The following is a 16,849-nucleotide window of genomic DNA, read 5'->3' on the forward strand; positions in this document are numbered from 1 at the left end:
GCCTTTCTTTTTAAGCAAGCTTGAATCGGTTTACAACTTCTTGTAGCTCGTTTGAAATATCGTTCATATTTTGAATAGACTCTGCTACTTTTTGTAATTCTACTTGTTGATCCATTGCAGAAGCACTTACTTGTTCCGCAGAGGCTGCTGTTTGCTCTGAAATAGCCGAAATACTTTGGATAGCCATGATTGCCTGATTTTTATGCTCTAACATGCTAGATAGTTTATTCATTAATTCACTAATAGAATTTGCAATTGAACCCGACAAGTCACTGCTATCTTTAAATGCTAGTTGCGTGCTTTGTACGGACTCATTTTGAGATTGCATTAAATCTGCATTAGATGCAATCACAGCAACCGTCTGCTGAGAATTTTCAAGAATACTTTCTACTGTACTCTTAATAATTTCTGTTTCATTCTTAGATTGTTCTGCAAGCTTTCTAACTTCCTCTGCAACTACAGCAAATCCTTTACCATGTTCACCAGCACGTGCAGCCTCAATACTTGCATTTAAAGCTAGCAGATTAGTCTGCTCGGTAATGCTTTGAATCGAAGCAATAATCTGATTAATATTGGCAATATTAGAAGCTAATGATTCCATTTGCTGCTGGATACGCCCATTCATTTCATTTGTCTCCATATTACGTTCTCTTAAACTTTCAACCTCATGCAATCCTTTTTCCGTTGTTACACCTGTTTTATGAGATAGCTCATCCATTTCATTAGAAAGAGCCGTAATAGCATCAATCTGATCTGATAAATCCATCATTCGATAATTTGTTTCTTCTGTATCCTCTGATTGCTTCGAAGCTCCTTGTGCAATCTCGTTGATAGCTACGGAAACCTCCTGACTAGAAGCAACTACCTCATTAAATGCCTCATTTACCTGATTAGAAGATTGGTTCAATAACCTCGTGGAATTTAGTACAGTTTGAATCGCACTATTGGTTTTATCTAACATATTATTATAGGCCACAGCAACTGCACCAATTTCATCAGGCTTAATATATCGCTCTTCTACCTTTTGTGTTAAATCCCCTTCGGCTGCAGTTTCAATCGATGCACGTAAAAATTTAAGTGGTTTTAATTGTTTATAGATGAATAACACACTTGCAGCTGTCATCAAAACCACCATAATAATGGAAGCAATAATCGTAAATACAAATACATGATTATATGTTTCTAGAATCTTTGATTCAGCTAACACGACTTGAACAGTCCATGTTTCGTCAATACCCTCTAAAATCATTGGAGCAAAAACATTATAGGCCTTTTCCTTCAGTTGATTAGAGTCAACGTACATACTTGTTAGTTCACCATTTTCCATTGTCTTACTAATACTTGTCCAAGTAGGATCCTCTTGCATATTGCGCCCAACTAGCTCATCACCAAAGCTGTTAGCTGTTAGCACACCTTTATTCGTAATAATTGCCGCATAACCGCCTTCTGGGGCATTCGATTTTGTTAAATCATTTAAAAAATCTATTGATACATCGGCAGTCAATACACCGAAAAATGTCCCGGAAGCATTGATTAATGGCACTGAAATGGTTGTCATTAATACGGATTGACCGTTTACATTATAATCATAGGGCTCTGTCAAAACTGCACGTCTCTCTTCTTTTGGCACCCAATACCATTCAGAAATACTCTTATCATCAATACCTTCGATTAGAGCAGTCGTGATATCATTTCCGTTCTTATTTAAATAAGGGATAAAGCGATTTTTAGTATCTACTAAAGAAGCCTCAGTTGGTTCTAAAATAATAGATTCTTGCTCAAAGATTGCTCCTACTCCAAGAATGTCATTATTGCTAGCTAAATTGTTTTCCATTATGTCTATGACACCTTTGGTAGACAAAGTATTATTCTTCTCCATGCTTTCTATGATACGCTTTGTTGTTTGTAATGTCGTATTGGCTTTCTTAAATCTTTCACTCATAATAGCTGCAGAGGATTCAGCAGTTTGTAATGTTCCATGCTCTGCGTCTTCAACACTTTGCTTTTTTATAATAATTCCCGTTATGACAGTATAGGATAAAAATAAAATGAGAAATAATCCTATTATAAGGGAAGAAAGTTTTAAGGCAATTCCTCTTGATTTTTTCATAACTAACACCCCCACTTTTATACTAATAATAATGGATGGATGATTGTATCACAATAAAATATTTAGCGAATAAAGTAGAAAATTTACAGAATTATAGAGAAAAATACCGATACTTCACCAAATATTTATTTTTCAATACAAAGGACTAATGACTTATTTGAATTGAGATTCATAGTAAAACACTCTCTTCGAATTCTAAATTATAGAAGAATATGATATATTAACTATTAAATAGAATGATTGGAGTGACTTACATGAAAAATAAAGCGCTATCAACATTAATGGCCACGGCTATTACAGCGACACTAGTATTACCAATGTCTACTGCCAATGCCGCATCATCTCAAATTCAATCAAATTCATATGAGACACATGTAGCAGCAGCAAAAAAAGTAATAGGTGAATCCGTAACGATCAAAAACATTACAAAAGATACTGTAATAACATCTAACGGCACATTTAGAATTCAATCGGCATTAAAGCCCCTATTTGATACTTCAAATAAAACAGCATTAACCAATGCCCGAGCTACAATTGTAGTGAAAAATGGTCAAATTACGGACGTTACCTCATTAATTTTAAACAAAGCAGGTACAAGCAAAAAATCTGTCTATTTTGATGGAGGTGACGCACAAATCTCTGGAGACCTCACTGTTAACGCGGACTATGTAAAAGTTCAAAACGTTAGTGTGGATGGTCAGCTTATCATTACCAACCGAGTAAAAAAAGCCGTTACACTCAATGAAGTAGCAGTAGATGAAACAATTACACTAAAACCAATTGTCACGAAAAAGGTAAGTTGGCTATATGTTACTTTAATCGATATGAAATCATCAAACATCAATTTGGGACGTACTAAAGTCAATGTATCTTCTGACCAAACTCTTGCCAAAGTAGATCTGGTTGGTAAAGTGGAATCTTTTGAAGCAATGACTAATATAGAAAAGCTTACAATTGATGTAGCGAAAGATTTCAACCTTTATGGTGAGGGTAAAATTGAGCAAATCTTTGTAAAGGGCGGTACTAAAGTAGCTTTAGATTCAGGACATCTGGTAAACAATGTACAAGTAGACAATAAAAATGTCTCCGTGACACTACCTGTTATTGATAAAAAGGAACTTAATACATTAATCGCATCACCACCATATGTACAAGTATCTGTAAACGGCTATGATATTTTAAATACGGACAAATGGACAACACAAGCAGACCGTACAGTGTTTGATTCTGCTGTAGCAAGTGCGAGAGCTGTAGCAAATAATTCAAATGCCTCACAAGAACAGGTGAAAAATGCCATTAATCAGTATAAAAATGCACTAGCAGTCTACCAAGCTGCTCAGAAGAGTGGTACAAAATATGGTTATGGTGATAAAGCTTCTCTTCAATCTTTAATTAATTCTGTTCAATATGTTACTGTTTCTTGGGACGGGTCAAATGTACCTTATAATTCTCCTTGGACTACACAAGCAGAAAGAAACGCAATAGAATCTGCTGTTTCATCTGCCCAAGCAGTTGTTAATAATTATTATGCCACTCAAACGGATATTGCCAATGCCATCAATAATTTAAACAATGCTATTTGGACTTATAAGAATGCTAATAAGTACGGAAATAATGGGTATTATGTGGATAAAGCTAATTTACAAACAAGTGTTACTGCTGCGTATTATGAACTTCAAAATGTAACAGTTTCTACAAGCGGAACTGGGGTAGATGTTACTAACGGAATAAGATGGACAAAAGCTGTTGATCGAAGTAACTTTGAGGCTGTAGTTCAACAAGCACAATATATACTAAATGATCCTAATGTGTACCAATATCAAATTAATGACATGTATAACACCTTAAACCAAGCAATAGAAACTTATAGAAAAGCACAAAATGTAGGAACTATTAGCAATTAGGTTTTGCTATGTTGTCAACACCTAAATCTCTTTTAGTATAACGAAGGACTCTACCTATTGTAGAGCCCTTCACTATTTAATAATTCTTTTTTAACTAAATGAATTCATTTGCAACATTGTATTCATTTGCTTCACCTTCGATACCAATCCTCCACCTCCTCACTCGGTTCCACTGCCAAATGCTCTTGAGGCATCTTTTTTAACAGCCAATATTGCTCCTCAACGGCGGCTGTATTATTAAGTAGATCGTAAAGTTTCATTAAAGTAAAATAACCAACCTCTGCATCTTTAATCTATTAACTTCTTATATTATTTTTCCAAAATAACAAAAATCTCTATAACAATAGGCAATTTTAAATTATTCTACCATTCAGAAATATACATCTTCTATACCATACATCTAAAAACCTCTTCAATCTTATTTCATGGTAGATATTAAGCATATTTGCATATGGTATTTTAAAGCAAAGGTACTTGAAGAAGTTGTAATGTTCCCTTTGTCTCTCCAACCTTTTTCTACTTACTGAGCATTTGCAATATAAACAGCACAAGTTCAACTAATAAATACAAAAAAGATTCTAGACTATGTTAAGATTAAATCAACACCATATATTGTATATATTCCCTTCAATTAACCAAGAACATTAAACACAGGAGGATTCTACATTATGAAATCTAATAAGAAACTTGTCTTACTATCTTTAGTGGCAGTTCCTTCGCTTCTTTACACCGCGCCAGCATCGGCTACTGAAATATCAAAGCCAGCCTACATACTTGCTAACTACAATGCTAACGTGGCAAATGTTGTACAACTAATTAACAACATTAACAATACAACTGCTACCTTCCAAACAAATTTAGAGGCAGCTTTGAAGGCTTACAATGCTTTAACAGAAACAGAAAAACAGTATGTTACGAACTACTCCACATTGTCAGCACATCAGCAGACAAGAATTGCTTATCGTAAGCTTGCTACACAAATTGAAGAGAAATTGTATTCTGTGGATTCTACGGCCCCTAATTATTATCAAAATGTTACTGAAACAAAAGATTGGTATAATACCCTGAATGCAGCGCAAAAAACCTTTGTAAGTGCATCTGCGCAAAAAATTCTAACTTCCTACATCGCGCCAAATACATCTGTTGACAAGGTGGTCAATAAAATTCAATTGATTAATTCATCTCGTCTCTCGTTCCATAAAGATGTAGCCAATGCTCGAGCAGAGCTTAATGCATTACGTAGGTTTTCAAATATTTCTTTACCTGCAGGTATCGAGCAACAATTACTTGATGCAGAACAGTTGGTTGTAAAGGATAAGGCAGTAGCTAAAGAAGTTGAAAACGCTATTGCAGCTTTATCACCAAAAACATCGACAGCTCAGGATGTGCAGGCAGTCAAAACTTCTTTTGAAGCATTAACACCTGTTCAGCAGCAACTCGTCCCAAATGTATGGACTTTAGTGGATTTTGTACAAGGAACACATACACTTCCTACAAAAGATAACATCCCTAAAACACCTGTTTTATCTGATGTAGCAGCTGTCCCAGGGAAAACTACAGCTATGACAAAAAATAAAAATATCTATAAAGCCAAAATTAATGTAGCCTCATCAGAAATTGACACGGAACGTTATATTCTAACAACAGAAGATAAAATGACCATCATTATTCCTCCACTTTATACACTTATCGATGAAGATGAAGGGGTTATGGATATTCAAGTAACAAAAAAGGCAAACCGAATTACTCTTCAAGCTACATTGAATAAAAAACCAGTAACCTTTGATGCAAATATGGAAATCATAATTGAAGGCTTACCAGCTAATTCTACCTTCAATCGCTCAAATGGCTTTGGCAAGCAAGTTCCAGCTGACTTTATCATCAGTGGAAATCGTCATATTATCCAAACTACTACTCCTGGCACGTTCCAAATCGTAAGAAATTAAATTAAAGCACTAAAGAAACAATGTTGGTTTCTTTAGTGCTTTCTTTTTGAAAAATAATCTCTATTATTACAAGTGCACTTTAAAAAAGAATAGACAAAGTCAAATAATCAAACTTATCTCATCGTAAATAAAAATATAACCGATCCATAAATGTTATGTATCAATAAACATTTATGAGGTAAACCATCCATTTTTAACTTATTTAGTTGTAGCAACTAGTTGATCCACAATGAAATCTAGCTGTTTTGATAATGAATAAATGTCGTTGTAGTAACAAAAACCAAAATCCATTTCGATAAGCCTTCCTTCTTTAATGGCAGGAATATTAGCCCAAACTGGATGATCTGTTAAATCTACCATTCCTTCATAAGATGAGCGGAACACATAATCTCCTGCATAATCTGTTAATACTTCTAAAGAAACATCGATTGCCTCATTGGTGTTGTTTTTATCATCTATTTTCTTTTGAATAATATCTGGTGCTTTTATTCCTAAATACTCATAAATAGCTTGAGAACCACGTCCAAAGGTATAGCTTGTTACAACAGACATTTTTCCTTTGCCACCTTCCATAATACTAACCGTTCTATCTGAAATACCTGCCTCTTCTAGCTTCTCTTGGCTATCCTCTACTTTTGTATAGAAATTAGCTAAAAGCTCTTTTGCTTCTTTCTCTTTCCCAAGTACTTCACCAATCTTTGTTAAACGTTCATCTAGTGAGGTTGAGAAATCGATCATGACAGTAGGTGCAATTTTCTCCATTTGATCGTAAAGCTCATTCTTACTTGGGATAATGATGACATCAGGTTTTAATTGGATTACCGCCTCGACATTTGGTTCAAACCATTCACCTAAACTTTCAACTGTTTTTAATTCTTCCTCAAATGCTGCTCCCTCTTGTATTTTAGAAGAACCCACTGGTGTCACATCAAATGCTAGTACATCACCTGTATAATACATCACCACTACTCGCTCAGGGTTAACAGGTATTTCTACGTCTCCTTTCATAGTAGAGACAGTTTTTGTTTGTGATTCGCTTACTGTTTGAGTGGTAGAGGCTTGTTTTTCCCCGCCCTGTGTACTGGTTGATGCCCCACTACTGCAAGCACTTAATAAAAGCGTCAGACATAGAAAGAGTGTTGTAAAAGCTGATAATCCTCTTTTATTCATTGGTTCATACTTCCTTTCATTATATTGATAACCATTCTCAATATAATCTTGGAAGCTCCAATCGACAATGGAGTATCTTTCAGACATTGAAGGACTATCTTTTATCAGATCACTTACTTTTTGCTTTTGACGGAATTTTGTAGGAGAAACGCCTACTCTCTTTTTGAAAAGTCTACTAAAATAATAGACATCACTATAGCCCACACCCATAGCGATATCGCGTAAGCTAGCATTTGTCTTCTCAAGCAAAATAGAAGCTTTTTCAATCCGTAGTTGAATTAAATATTCAATCGGGCTGCAACCTAATTGTTGCTTGAATTGAATGGATAAATGAGATGGACTATAGCGCAATGCCTTCGCAATGGATTCTAAGGTCAATGGCTGTGCATAATTTTGCTCTAGATAGGCTTTAATCTGACTAGAGACATTTAGTTTTTGAATGTCGACATTGTCCTGATCTAGCTGCATGAAAATTTCATTTAATAATTGATAGAATAGCGATTTAACAGTAAATTTGCTGAGGCTATTGGCATTTTCCCACTTCTTATACATAAAATATATTTTTTCAAACATTGTAATAGGCGAGTTAGGAACAAGACTGTATTGATAGTTGAAAGGATTATTTGTTTGTAACGCCCTTGCTATCATTTTATTTGAGGTTAAAGGAATGGAAGCTCGATAAAATATTAAAAAATATTCAAAGCCTTTGTCTGTAGCCATTATTTGTAGTGTGGTGCCCTTTCCACCGTGAATAAGGTGAAAGCCCTCTAGTGTATAGTTTATTAAATCGATTTGAACTTCCGCACCACCACCTGTGGCATAAAGAAACATATTTGCAGGCAATTTATATGATTTTCCGATTTCCTCAGGTTTGAATAGCTCATATCTTATATCGAGCACTTTGATCGTTGCGTGATTCCAAAGAAATAGAAACTCCTCTTTTGGTAGCATCCTACATCATTCCTTCCAATTCTTCACTACCTACAAGTTTATTATAATTGATAATCATTCTCAATATAAACCTGTATAAGCATAGAAAAATCACTCAAACAATCCAATGCCTGAGTGATTTTATAGAATTTCATTTAATTTTGTTTAGTATGTTGTACTAGCATTTTCAATTATTTAGCTTATTTTTTATTCGTGAGCCAGTTTGTTAATTCCTCTACCTGAGCCAACACGGCTGTTGGGTCATAATACCATGAACGCTCCTCAGGCCAAACATAAAGATGATCATTTTTTACTGCTGGCAAGCTACCCCATATTGGATCTTTCTTAAAATCTTCAACTGTACGATCATCTGAAGTCAAAATAATGTAGTCTCCCGCATAATCTGCCAGCACCTCTTCGGAAATTTCAGCCCACTGCTTTTCCATCATTTCATCTGCTACTTTAGCAGGTGGTTTGCGACCAAGTGCCTGATAGACTGGTTGCCCACCACGTCCAAAATTATCACCATATGCATAATACGTTTTGCCTGCGTCCTCCATAATAGAGAAGCTTGCATCCTTTGGAATAATCGCATCTACCTGTGCTTTGGCATCGGCAATCTTTTGATCATATTGCGCCAGCCAATCCTTAGCTTCTTGCTCTTTGCCAAGCAACTCTCCGAAATAAGTAAGTTCTTCGTGCGCATCCTTTAATTCACCATAGGGAATGACAACTGTAGGAGCAATTTTACTTAAAGCATCATAATTTTCCCCATTGCCAGTAATAATCAAGTCAGGTTTGAGCGCGATAATCTTTTCAATCGACGGTTTCCCATAGTCACCGATTTCTTCTACATCTTTTAATGCATCCTTTAAATAATAGTTTTCAAGTGCTAACCCAGGAGCTCCCACAGGTTTCACATCTAATACAAGCAAACTTGCAATATACTCCTCTGCTACAATACGCTGAGGACTAGTCGGAATAACAACCTCACCATTTGTCGTCTGAACAGTTTTTGCCTCTGCTTCTTTTGTATCTTGCACTGTAGTCGGACTAGAATTTTTCTCCTTTTCTCCACAAGCCGTTAACAGAAGTAATATTAAAAGAAATAGTGGCGCTATGAATTTTCTATTTTGTGTCAGCAATTTTTTCCCTCCATACATGCCAGTTGATAATCATTCTCACTAATTGTAGAAGAATGTAAAATAACTGTCTATGTATGAAAGTGATTTGTTGCTCTGTATATTTATGATGTTAATACTTCCATTAATTTTTGTAATTGCATAGCTGTAGATAATGGGTCATAGCCATAAAATAATTCATACTGATTCAAAAAGTACACCTGTTTCTTTTGCACCGCTGTAAGTGACTGCCATTTCTCCGAATGTAATACCCTCAAGAGATGCTCTTTTCCAAAATCTTTTGTAGGAAGAGCAGTGACGAATATATAATCAGCTTGAAAATAAGCAATATCTTCAATATCTACTGTTAAGTAACCTGTTTGTTCAATATTTCGTGTGACAATCGCAGCTGGTCGACTAAAGCCCAAATCTTCGTACAGTATATGACTCCCTCTTCCATGACTACTATTTAAACAATATGCCTGATGACTACCTATTTCCCAAACAATAGCAGTCCCTCTTGCTCCATGTTGTTGGTCAAGAATTTCGTTACACTGCGCTATCTGTTCATCATATTGCTGGAGCCACCTCTTACATACTTCTTGTCTATCAACGATATGGGCAATCAACCCAAATTGCTCTCGCCAGCTTAATTCTCTACATGGTAGCTCGAATATAGGAGCTACTGAAAGTAATAATGGTTTTTCGTCACCACCACTGTAGTTAATAATGATATCAGGACAGGATGCGGTGATTGCCTGATAATTTGAAGCAATATCATACTCATAGCCTTTTAGTTTATGCGTATTAGGGACAGGCTTGATACCCTCTAGAAATGGAGAGTATACACCCAACACCGGCGTAATACCAAGAGCTAGTAAGCATGCTGTATGATTGGTATTGAGTGCAAGGACACGCTTCGATTTCTGATAATAGACTGTTGGTGATACACCTACTTTTTCTTTAAATTTCCGACTTAAATAAGTTCCTTCATTGTAGCCAACTTCCTCGGCAAGCTCATCTAATTTAGGCATTGTAAACAATAGCCTTTTCTGTGATTCTCGTATTCTTAGCCATGTTATATATTCACTATATGTATAGCCTGTGTGCTTATGAAACGTACGAGAAAAATGCTCTGGACTTACTTGTGCTTTTTTGGCCATCTGCTCTCTTGTTAATTCTTCACGGAAATGTAGATGAATATAATGAAGTACTTTATCAATCCATAGTCCTTCTTTTTTTTGATTATTTTCACGTAAAAGGCTGTATAGCACTTCTAGCATTTCACCAAATAATTTTTGTAAACGAAACGGATTATTGCTCTCAGTGTTTGCTTCTTTTTCTACTTCTTTAGCTAATTTCATCAGTCGATAGGAGCATTGCTCAATTAAGATAGAAGCTTGCAATAAACGATCAATTTTGTAGCCATAAACACGATATTGAATGATGATCCCTCTGCTTTCACATGTTTCTAGAAGATGAAAATCGTCAGTATTATCTAAAAGCATAACAGAATTTGAACTAAGCCTAATGTGCCTACCTTGAAGCGTACACTCTATATATCCCTCATATACTATGACCATAAATGGGTAGGTGAATTGTGTTTCTATGTCACTTAACATTTCATTTAATTTCACTATTTGTATAGGTTGATAAAAAATATGGGACAGTAGCTGATTGTCTTTGTACATTTAAACTCTATCTCCTAAACATCAAATTGATATTGATTATCATTTTCATTATAATGAAATAGAATGATAGAAATCAATTGAAATAGGAGGCTTATAGCTTTGAAAAAATTTATAAAAAAGAATGCCTTTTTAACTGGCATTTTATTTATTTCCATCCTTTTGGCTGCATGCGGAACTCAATCTTCTTCCACAATAGAGAAGGCAAAGGAAGAAAACTCCAATCGAGTATTAACAGATTCAATAGCACATGAAGTGACCATTCCTAAAAATCCCCAACGCATCATAGCTCCTTATCTAGAAGATCACCTTGTAGCATTAGGTTTAAAGCCCGTTGCACAATGGTCCGTAAAGGGTGGGACTTCTATCCAAGACTATCTCCAGAATTCATTAAAGGATATTCCAACAATTGAATTCGATCTTCCCTATGAAGTTGTGACAAGCTTTAATCCAGATTTAATTGTAATCGGTTCTCCTGAAATTGCTGAAGGTGAAAAATATAAGCAATATAGCAAAATTGCACCTACGTATGTGATGGGAACGGAGGATAATAATTGGCGCAATAAACTATTAAAAATGGGCGAAATTTTTGGTCAAACAGATAAGGCAAAGGAAGTTCTAGCAGATTATGATCAATTCGCTAAAGAAGCAAAAGAAGAAATTCACAACAAAGTCGGGAAGCCTTCAGCCACTGTGATCTGGAATATCAAAAATTCAATCTATATGGTAAGTGACACAGCTTCTAGCGGTGTTGTTCTTTATGAGGATCTTGGGTTACAAACGCCAAGCCTTGTGAAAGAGATGTCAGCTTCTGCTGCTGGTGATTGGTCGCAAGTTTCTTTAGAAAAATTCGTTCAAATAGATGCTGACTATCTTTTTGTTATTAACAGTGATAGTGCAGGTAGCTCTGAATTGCTAAGCGATCCTCTGCTAGCTAATATACCTGCCATTAAAAATGGTCATGTTTATGAATTCGAATCAAGTTCGAGCTGGTTATATTCAGGTGCTATAGCCAATCGTCAAATTATTGAAAATGTATTGGATAGCATAGTGAAATAAAAAAATCCCTTCAGTTTTGTTTAAAAGCTGAAGGGTATTATTGTGATCTGTATCTGATAAAGTCTCGAGGATTCAGCCCATATTTCTCCTTAAAAACCGCAGCAAAATGGCTCGGATTAGAATAGCCAACAGCATTCGCTACTTCCATAACATTCATTGTCCCGCTTTGTAATAAATAACATGTCTTCTCCAAACGTTGTTTTTCTGTATAGAACTTGGGAGCTTTATTGTACAAAACGCTAACAATACGACAATTAGTGTCAAAACTCCGAAAATTAGCCATGCTCCTCTCCAATTTAACTCAGGAAGTTGATAAGCAAGAAAGTACGATCAAACCTGATAAAAACATCCCTATCCCGGCTCCACTCATTAACAGTCCCATGACCGTGCCTCGTTTCTTAGGATACAGGTTAATAGCTATCGATAGTAGTGGCAATAGACAAGTGTACTCCCAGCACCTGCAAGGAACAGTGTGATGGCAGCCAAACCAGAAATTTGCAACAAACACCCGTCCTACCCTAAAATGACACAGGCTCCCCCTGCTAACAGAACATTTTTTGCACCAATGTGCGTTGTAAGTATTCCGGCACTGTTAGTAAATAACCTAAAAACAGCATTGTTCCTAAGTAACCAGATTGAGTGGTCGTGAAATTCATTCCCTCCTGCATAAACGGCAATATAACTGCATATACCATGCGACCAAATCCCGTAGTTGTAACAATTAATAGCATTCCTGTTATGACAAACATCCAATAATTTTTTATTTTTAACCCCCTTTCATTACACGAATCTTAGTCCAATGAAAAGTCCATTCTCCACCAATGGAAGGATACTTATACGGTAAAACGGATTTTAATTTAAGGTTACAGTTAGATTTTTGGATAAACCTTAATGGCCCTTTTTCATTTTATCCATTGTTCTAGGTCACTGACTAATTTATGCTAGCCTATATCGATAATGATTATCATTTACGGAGGAAGAGACATGAAAAAATTAAAGCGACATATGCTCATTTATAGCTTATTATTACTGGTTAGTATCATACTAGCTGCTTGTGGTTCTACCAATGAAGAAACAAAGAAGGAAGAGACAACAACATCAGCATCAACCACTCGTGTTTATAAGGATTATTTAGGTCATGAGGTTGAAATTCCTGTAGATCCTGAGAGAGTGGTTTATCATGGAGAAGGATTCGGTGATTTACTTGCATTGAATATCAAAACAGTCGGTGCTGGCTTCTCTTGGATTACAAATTACGCTTGGGAAGATCGCGTAGAAGATGTGGAGGACGTTGGTTTTCCTATTAATGTGGAAAAAACATTGTCATTAAAGCCTGATCTTATCATTATTGGTACTTCAGATGAAAAAACATATTCACAGCTTTCTAAAATCGCCCCTACTATCGTGTTTGATACTTTTGCGCCCTTAAACCAACGTTTAACAGAGTTGGGCGATATACTTAATAAAAAAGAAGAAGCAACTCAATGGATGGATGCTTATACAGAAAAAGCGGATAAAATGTGGGAGTCGCTTGTAGCTGATGACATCATTAAACCAGATGAAACGGCATCGGTTTTAACATATTATCCAGGAGATCGATTATTTGTCATGGCACGTGCTGGACTTTCTCAAGTTTTATACGATTCAAATGTGCTTAAGCCTGGCGACAACATACAAAAAATTCTTGATGATGGAACAGGCTTTGCTGAAATCTCCACAGAACTTCTTCCTGAATATGCTGGTGATCGAATTTTCATCCTCACACCAGTGGATGATGAAGCAAAACAATCGACAAAAGAAATGATGGAAAGTCCAATTTGGAAGAACCTACCGGCAGTGAAGAACGGTCATGTCTACACATTTGATATTGAAAAAAGTGATAGCGATGCCTCAACAAGAGAATGGCTGTTATCACAATTACCTACTATGTTAAAAAAATAACTAACAAGAGACATTTCATCTTTGTTGAAATGTCTCTTTACTTTTTATACAATACAGTTAATTGATAATCATTTTCATTTACTAAGGAAGTGAACAGATGGAAGACAATAAATCAGCTTCTATTAACAATGATTTACTATTTCATTTAGAAGATATTGACTGTATTTCGCAGAGCTATCCGTTTATCTCGACTTCTCATCATACGATGATACTTTTTACAAATGGCTGTGGGACATTAACGATTGATGATATACCCTATTTGGTGACGAAAGGAAAAATTTTTCTTGTTCAGCCCCATTCTATGATTGATTTATCGGATATAAATCATGGTTACCGTTTCTATAAAATTGCCTTTTCAGCCTTTCAGCTAAAACATAAGCACCCTTCCCCACATCTAGGATCTATTTTTTCTGATGAAGTGGAATATACAATTTATCCGTATACACGATTAATTCGTCTTAGCGAAAATCTGTATAATTTAAATCCTAAATTGGATTTTCTTAAACAACAAGGAGTCTTGTATGAACTCTTAAATTTATTATTTGAACATCAGCTTCATATGAACTACCAGTTGACAATGACAAAGGCGGTTGAAGAAACTATCGACTATATACATAACTATTTTCAACAGCCTTTAACAGTGAAAAAGCTAGCGGAACTCGCTCGTATAGCTCAATGGCAATATAGTACGATCTTCCAAACCTTAACTGGGAAGAAACCACTTGATTATATTACAGATTTACGTCTTACAAATGCCAAGGAATTATTACTACAAACAAATGAGCCATTAAAAGATATTGCGCAGCAAGTGGGATTTGATGATGAATATTATTTTAATCGCCGCTTCCGACAGGTAATTGGAATACCTCCAAAAGAGTTTGCACGACAATATAAACAAAAAACTGTTGTAAAAGATTGGACAGGACACGAGGTAGCCATTCCTCGTTCACCGCATCGTGTTATTTATCATGGAGAAACGTTTGGGGATATGTTGATTTTTGATGTGCAGCCAATAGGTGGTAACAAAAACTCTATTAGTAAATCCTTCTATAAAAACCATGTTCCTTATATTCAAGATGTTGCCTTTCCAATCAATCTTGAAAAATCTTCGAAGCTGAACCCTGATTTAATTATCTTTACAAATAATGACGAACAGCAATATCAAGCACTATCTTCTATTGCACCAACAGTTACCCTAAATTCGTGGGATTCATTGGAGGAACGCGTTCTTTTATTAGGGCAGTGGCTTAGCCAACAACAGCGTGCAGAAGATTGGCTAGAATATTTTAAAATCCAAGAAAATACTATGTGGCAGCAGCTACAAACAGTGATAGAGCCTGGTGAAACAGCATCTGTTTTGACTTTTGATCATGGCAAACGTCTTTTTATTATGGGCTGTACAGGTCTATCCCCTGCTCTTTTTCATCCAGATGGTTTTCAACCTCACCCACAAGTCAAAAAGCTACTTCAAGCAGGCGAAGGGTATAGAGAAATACCAATAGATCACTTACCTCAGTATGCTGGTGACCGTATCTTTATGTTGTTATCTGATAAACCCGAATCGCAAATGGCTACGATGGAATTGATTAATAGCGATATTTGGAAAGGACTCCCTGCTGTACAAACTAACCATGCTTATTTAGTGGATGCAACAAAGTGGAATTATGGAGATGCCTTTACAAGAGAGAAGTTACTCGGTGCATTACCAAAACTATTGGTTACTGCCAAGTAATTCTCATACTTATAATAAGGGGTGACATTTATATGAAAAAGGGAAGTATAACAGATACGACAACTCAAATATCATTAAAGGATATTCGAGATTATATTGCTAAAAACCATCATCAACCTCTCACGATTAAGCATCTAGCACTCATTTCGGGTCTGAGTTCCAGTTACTTTGGAGAGGCATTTAAAAAGGCATTCGGTCAAAGTGCCACAGATTATTTAACGGCGCTACGTATCGGACATGCCAAGCAATTACTGCGTGATACCGATTTATTACTTCGTGAGATTGCTAGAAAAGTAGGTTACAGTGACGAATTTTATTTTAGCCGAAAATTTAAAAAGGAAGTTGGGATTTCACCTTCTGCTTATAGTGAGATGGCTCGCCAGCGTATTTCTACTTTTTCGGTCTCGGCTACTGGAAATTTATTAGCGCTTGGTATCATACCAGTTGCGGCTCCGCTGAATGCTAAATGGAGTCCTTATTATTACAATCATTATCAAAAGAAAATTCCCGTGCATGTTAATATATTTGATACAGAATCAGAGGATAACTTCAAAAAATTAGCCTCCGCTAAGCCAGATATTCATATTTTTCAAGAGGAACCCTCCCTCTCCATGCTTAATTGGCTTCAAACTATTGGCATCAAAAGTGTCTTTATACAAGCGAAGGATTGGCGAACACAGCTGAGAGAAATAGCTGTAGCTGTTAAAAAGCAAAGCGTAGGTGAGCACTTCATTCAAACATATGAACAAAAGGTATTACAGGCGAGATTAGAAATTAATCAAGTTGCTGAAAATGATACGTTTGCTGTTCTTCGTTTATGCGGTGATCAATTATTTATGTATTGTAATAAAGGGATTCAGGATGTACTGTATACAGATTTACAGCTTCGCTCTGTCGATACTCACCAACAAACATATAATGAGCATATTACACTTGATCAGCTAGTAAATATAGACCCTGACCGTTTGCTATTTATCATTTGTCCCGATTCACCAACCCGAAATTATTGGCTTACTCTACAATACCTTGATCGTTGGAAAGAGCTCCGTGCTGTAAAAAATGGACATGTCTATGTTTTACCTTCGAATCCTTGGTTCGAATACTCAGCTATTGCTATAAACCGAATGCTAGATGAAATGTTACTTATGCTAACCGGAAAAAATCCAAATCCTTTTCCTGTCCCCGTCCATGGTAACGTATCAGACAGTGATTTATAATTCCATTTGAGAATGATTATCACTGGAAGGA

General features: G+C 36.0%; 12 protein-coding genes. 6 read left to right on the plus strand and 6 right to left on the minus strand.

The window, feature by feature from the left end; all coding sequences use genetic code 11:
• Positions 1–10: 10 nt before the first annotated feature.
• Complete coding sequence (locus B3D98_RS15555) at positions 11–2,110, minus strand: methyl-accepting chemotaxis protein (RefSeq protein ID WP_288584101.1); 2,100 nt, start codon at positions 2,108–2,110, stop codon at positions 11–13.
• A gap of 254 nt (positions 2,111–2,364) precedes the next feature.
• Here B3D98_RS15555 and B3D98_RS15560 point away from each other — a divergent pair, with 254 nt between their 5' ends.
• Both B3D98_RS15560 and B3D98_RS15565 read left to right on the plus strand, forming a co-directional pair.
• Positions 2,365–4,014, plus strand: coding sequence for an S-layer protein (locus B3D98_RS15560; protein WP_288584103.1), 1,650 nt, complete (start codon positions 2,365–2,367; stop codon positions 4,012–4,014).
• A 668-nt stretch (positions 4,015–4,682) separates the two neighbouring features.
• On the plus strand, positions 4,683–5,960 hold the full coding sequence (locus B3D98_RS15565; protein WP_288584106.1) for a hypothetical protein: 1,278 nt from the start codon (positions 4,683–4,685) through the stop codon (positions 5,958–5,960).
• A gap of 198 nt (positions 5,961–6,158) precedes the next feature.
• Here B3D98_RS15565 and B3D98_RS15570 read toward each other — a convergent pair whose 3' ends face one another.
• The 3 genes from B3D98_RS15570 to B3D98_RS15580 all read right to left on the minus strand — a co-directional run bounded on the left by B3D98_RS15570 (position 6,159) and on the right by B3D98_RS15580 (position 10,872).
• Positions 6,159–8,081 carry an AraC family transcriptional regulator gene (locus B3D98_RS15570; RefSeq protein ID WP_288584108.1) on the minus strand — a complete coding sequence of 641 codons (1,923 nt, stop codon included), beginning with the start codon at positions 8,079–8,081 and terminating at the stop codon, positions 6,159–6,161.
• A gap of 179 nt (positions 8,082–8,260) precedes the next feature.
• Positions 8,261–9,205 (minus strand): ABC transporter substrate-binding protein, encoded by a 945-nt coding sequence (locus tag B3D98_RS15575; protein ID WP_048390736.1) that lies wholly within the window; start codon positions 9,203–9,205, stop codon positions 8,261–8,263.
• A 101-nt stretch (positions 9,206–9,306) separates the two neighbouring features.
• Positions 9,307–10,872: an AraC family transcriptional regulator gene (locus tag B3D98_RS15580; protein ID WP_288584110.1), complete on the minus strand. Its 1,566-nt coding sequence runs from the start codon at positions 10,870–10,872 to the stop codon at positions 9,307–9,309.
• 99 nt (positions 10,873–10,971) lie between these two features.
• On the opposite strand from B3D98_RS15580, the gene B3D98_RS15585 reads away from it, so the two are divergent.
• Complete coding sequence (locus B3D98_RS15585; RefSeq protein ID WP_288584112.1) at positions 10,972–11,928, plus strand: ABC transporter substrate-binding protein; 957 nt, start codon at positions 10,972–10,974, stop codon at positions 11,926–11,928.
• A gap of 37 nt (positions 11,929–11,965) precedes the next feature.
• On the opposite strand, the gene B3D98_RS15590 is transcribed toward B3D98_RS15585, so the two are convergent.
• Positions 11,966–12,211: a helix-turn-helix domain-containing protein gene (locus B3D98_RS15590; protein ID WP_288584114.1), complete on the minus strand. Its 246-nt coding sequence runs from the start codon at positions 12,209–12,211 to the stop codon at positions 11,966–11,968.
• Between the two features lie 259 nt (positions 12,212–12,470).
• Positions 12,471–12,677 carry a YbfB/YjiJ family MFS transporter gene (locus B3D98_RS15595; protein ID WP_288584116.1) on the minus strand — a complete coding sequence of 69 codons (207 nt, stop codon included), beginning with the start codon at positions 12,675–12,677 and terminating at the stop codon, positions 12,471–12,473.
• 235 nt (positions 12,678–12,912) lie between these two features.
• Here B3D98_RS15595 and B3D98_RS15600 point away from each other — a divergent pair, with 235 nt between their 5' ends.
• From B3D98_RS15600 to B3D98_RS15610, 3 genes are all read left to right on the plus strand, one after another.
• Positions 12,913–13,869, plus strand: a complete 957-nt coding sequence (locus B3D98_RS15600) for an ABC transporter substrate-binding protein (RefSeq protein ID WP_288584119.1) — start codon at positions 12,913–12,915, stop codon at positions 13,867–13,869.
• Between the two features lie 97 nt (positions 13,870–13,966).
• Positions 13,967–15,601, plus strand: coding sequence for a helix-turn-helix domain-containing protein (locus B3D98_RS15605; RefSeq protein WP_288584121.1), 1,635 nt, complete (start codon positions 13,967–13,969; stop codon positions 15,599–15,601).
• Positions 15,602–15,633: 32 nt separating this feature from the next.
• The gene (locus tag B3D98_RS15610; protein ID WP_112117067.1) at positions 15,634–16,818 is read left to right on the plus strand and encodes a helix-turn-helix domain-containing protein; all 1,185 of its coding nucleotides are present in this window, start codon (positions 15,634–15,636) and stop codon (positions 16,816–16,818) included.
• Positions 16,819–16,849 lie beyond the last annotated feature (31 nt).

Origin of the sequence: Lysinibacillus sp. UBA5994, assembly GCF_002429725.1 — a bacterium.
Lineage (GTDB): Bacteria > Bacillota > Bacilli > Bacillales_A > Planococcaceae > Lysinibacillus > Lysinibacillus capsici.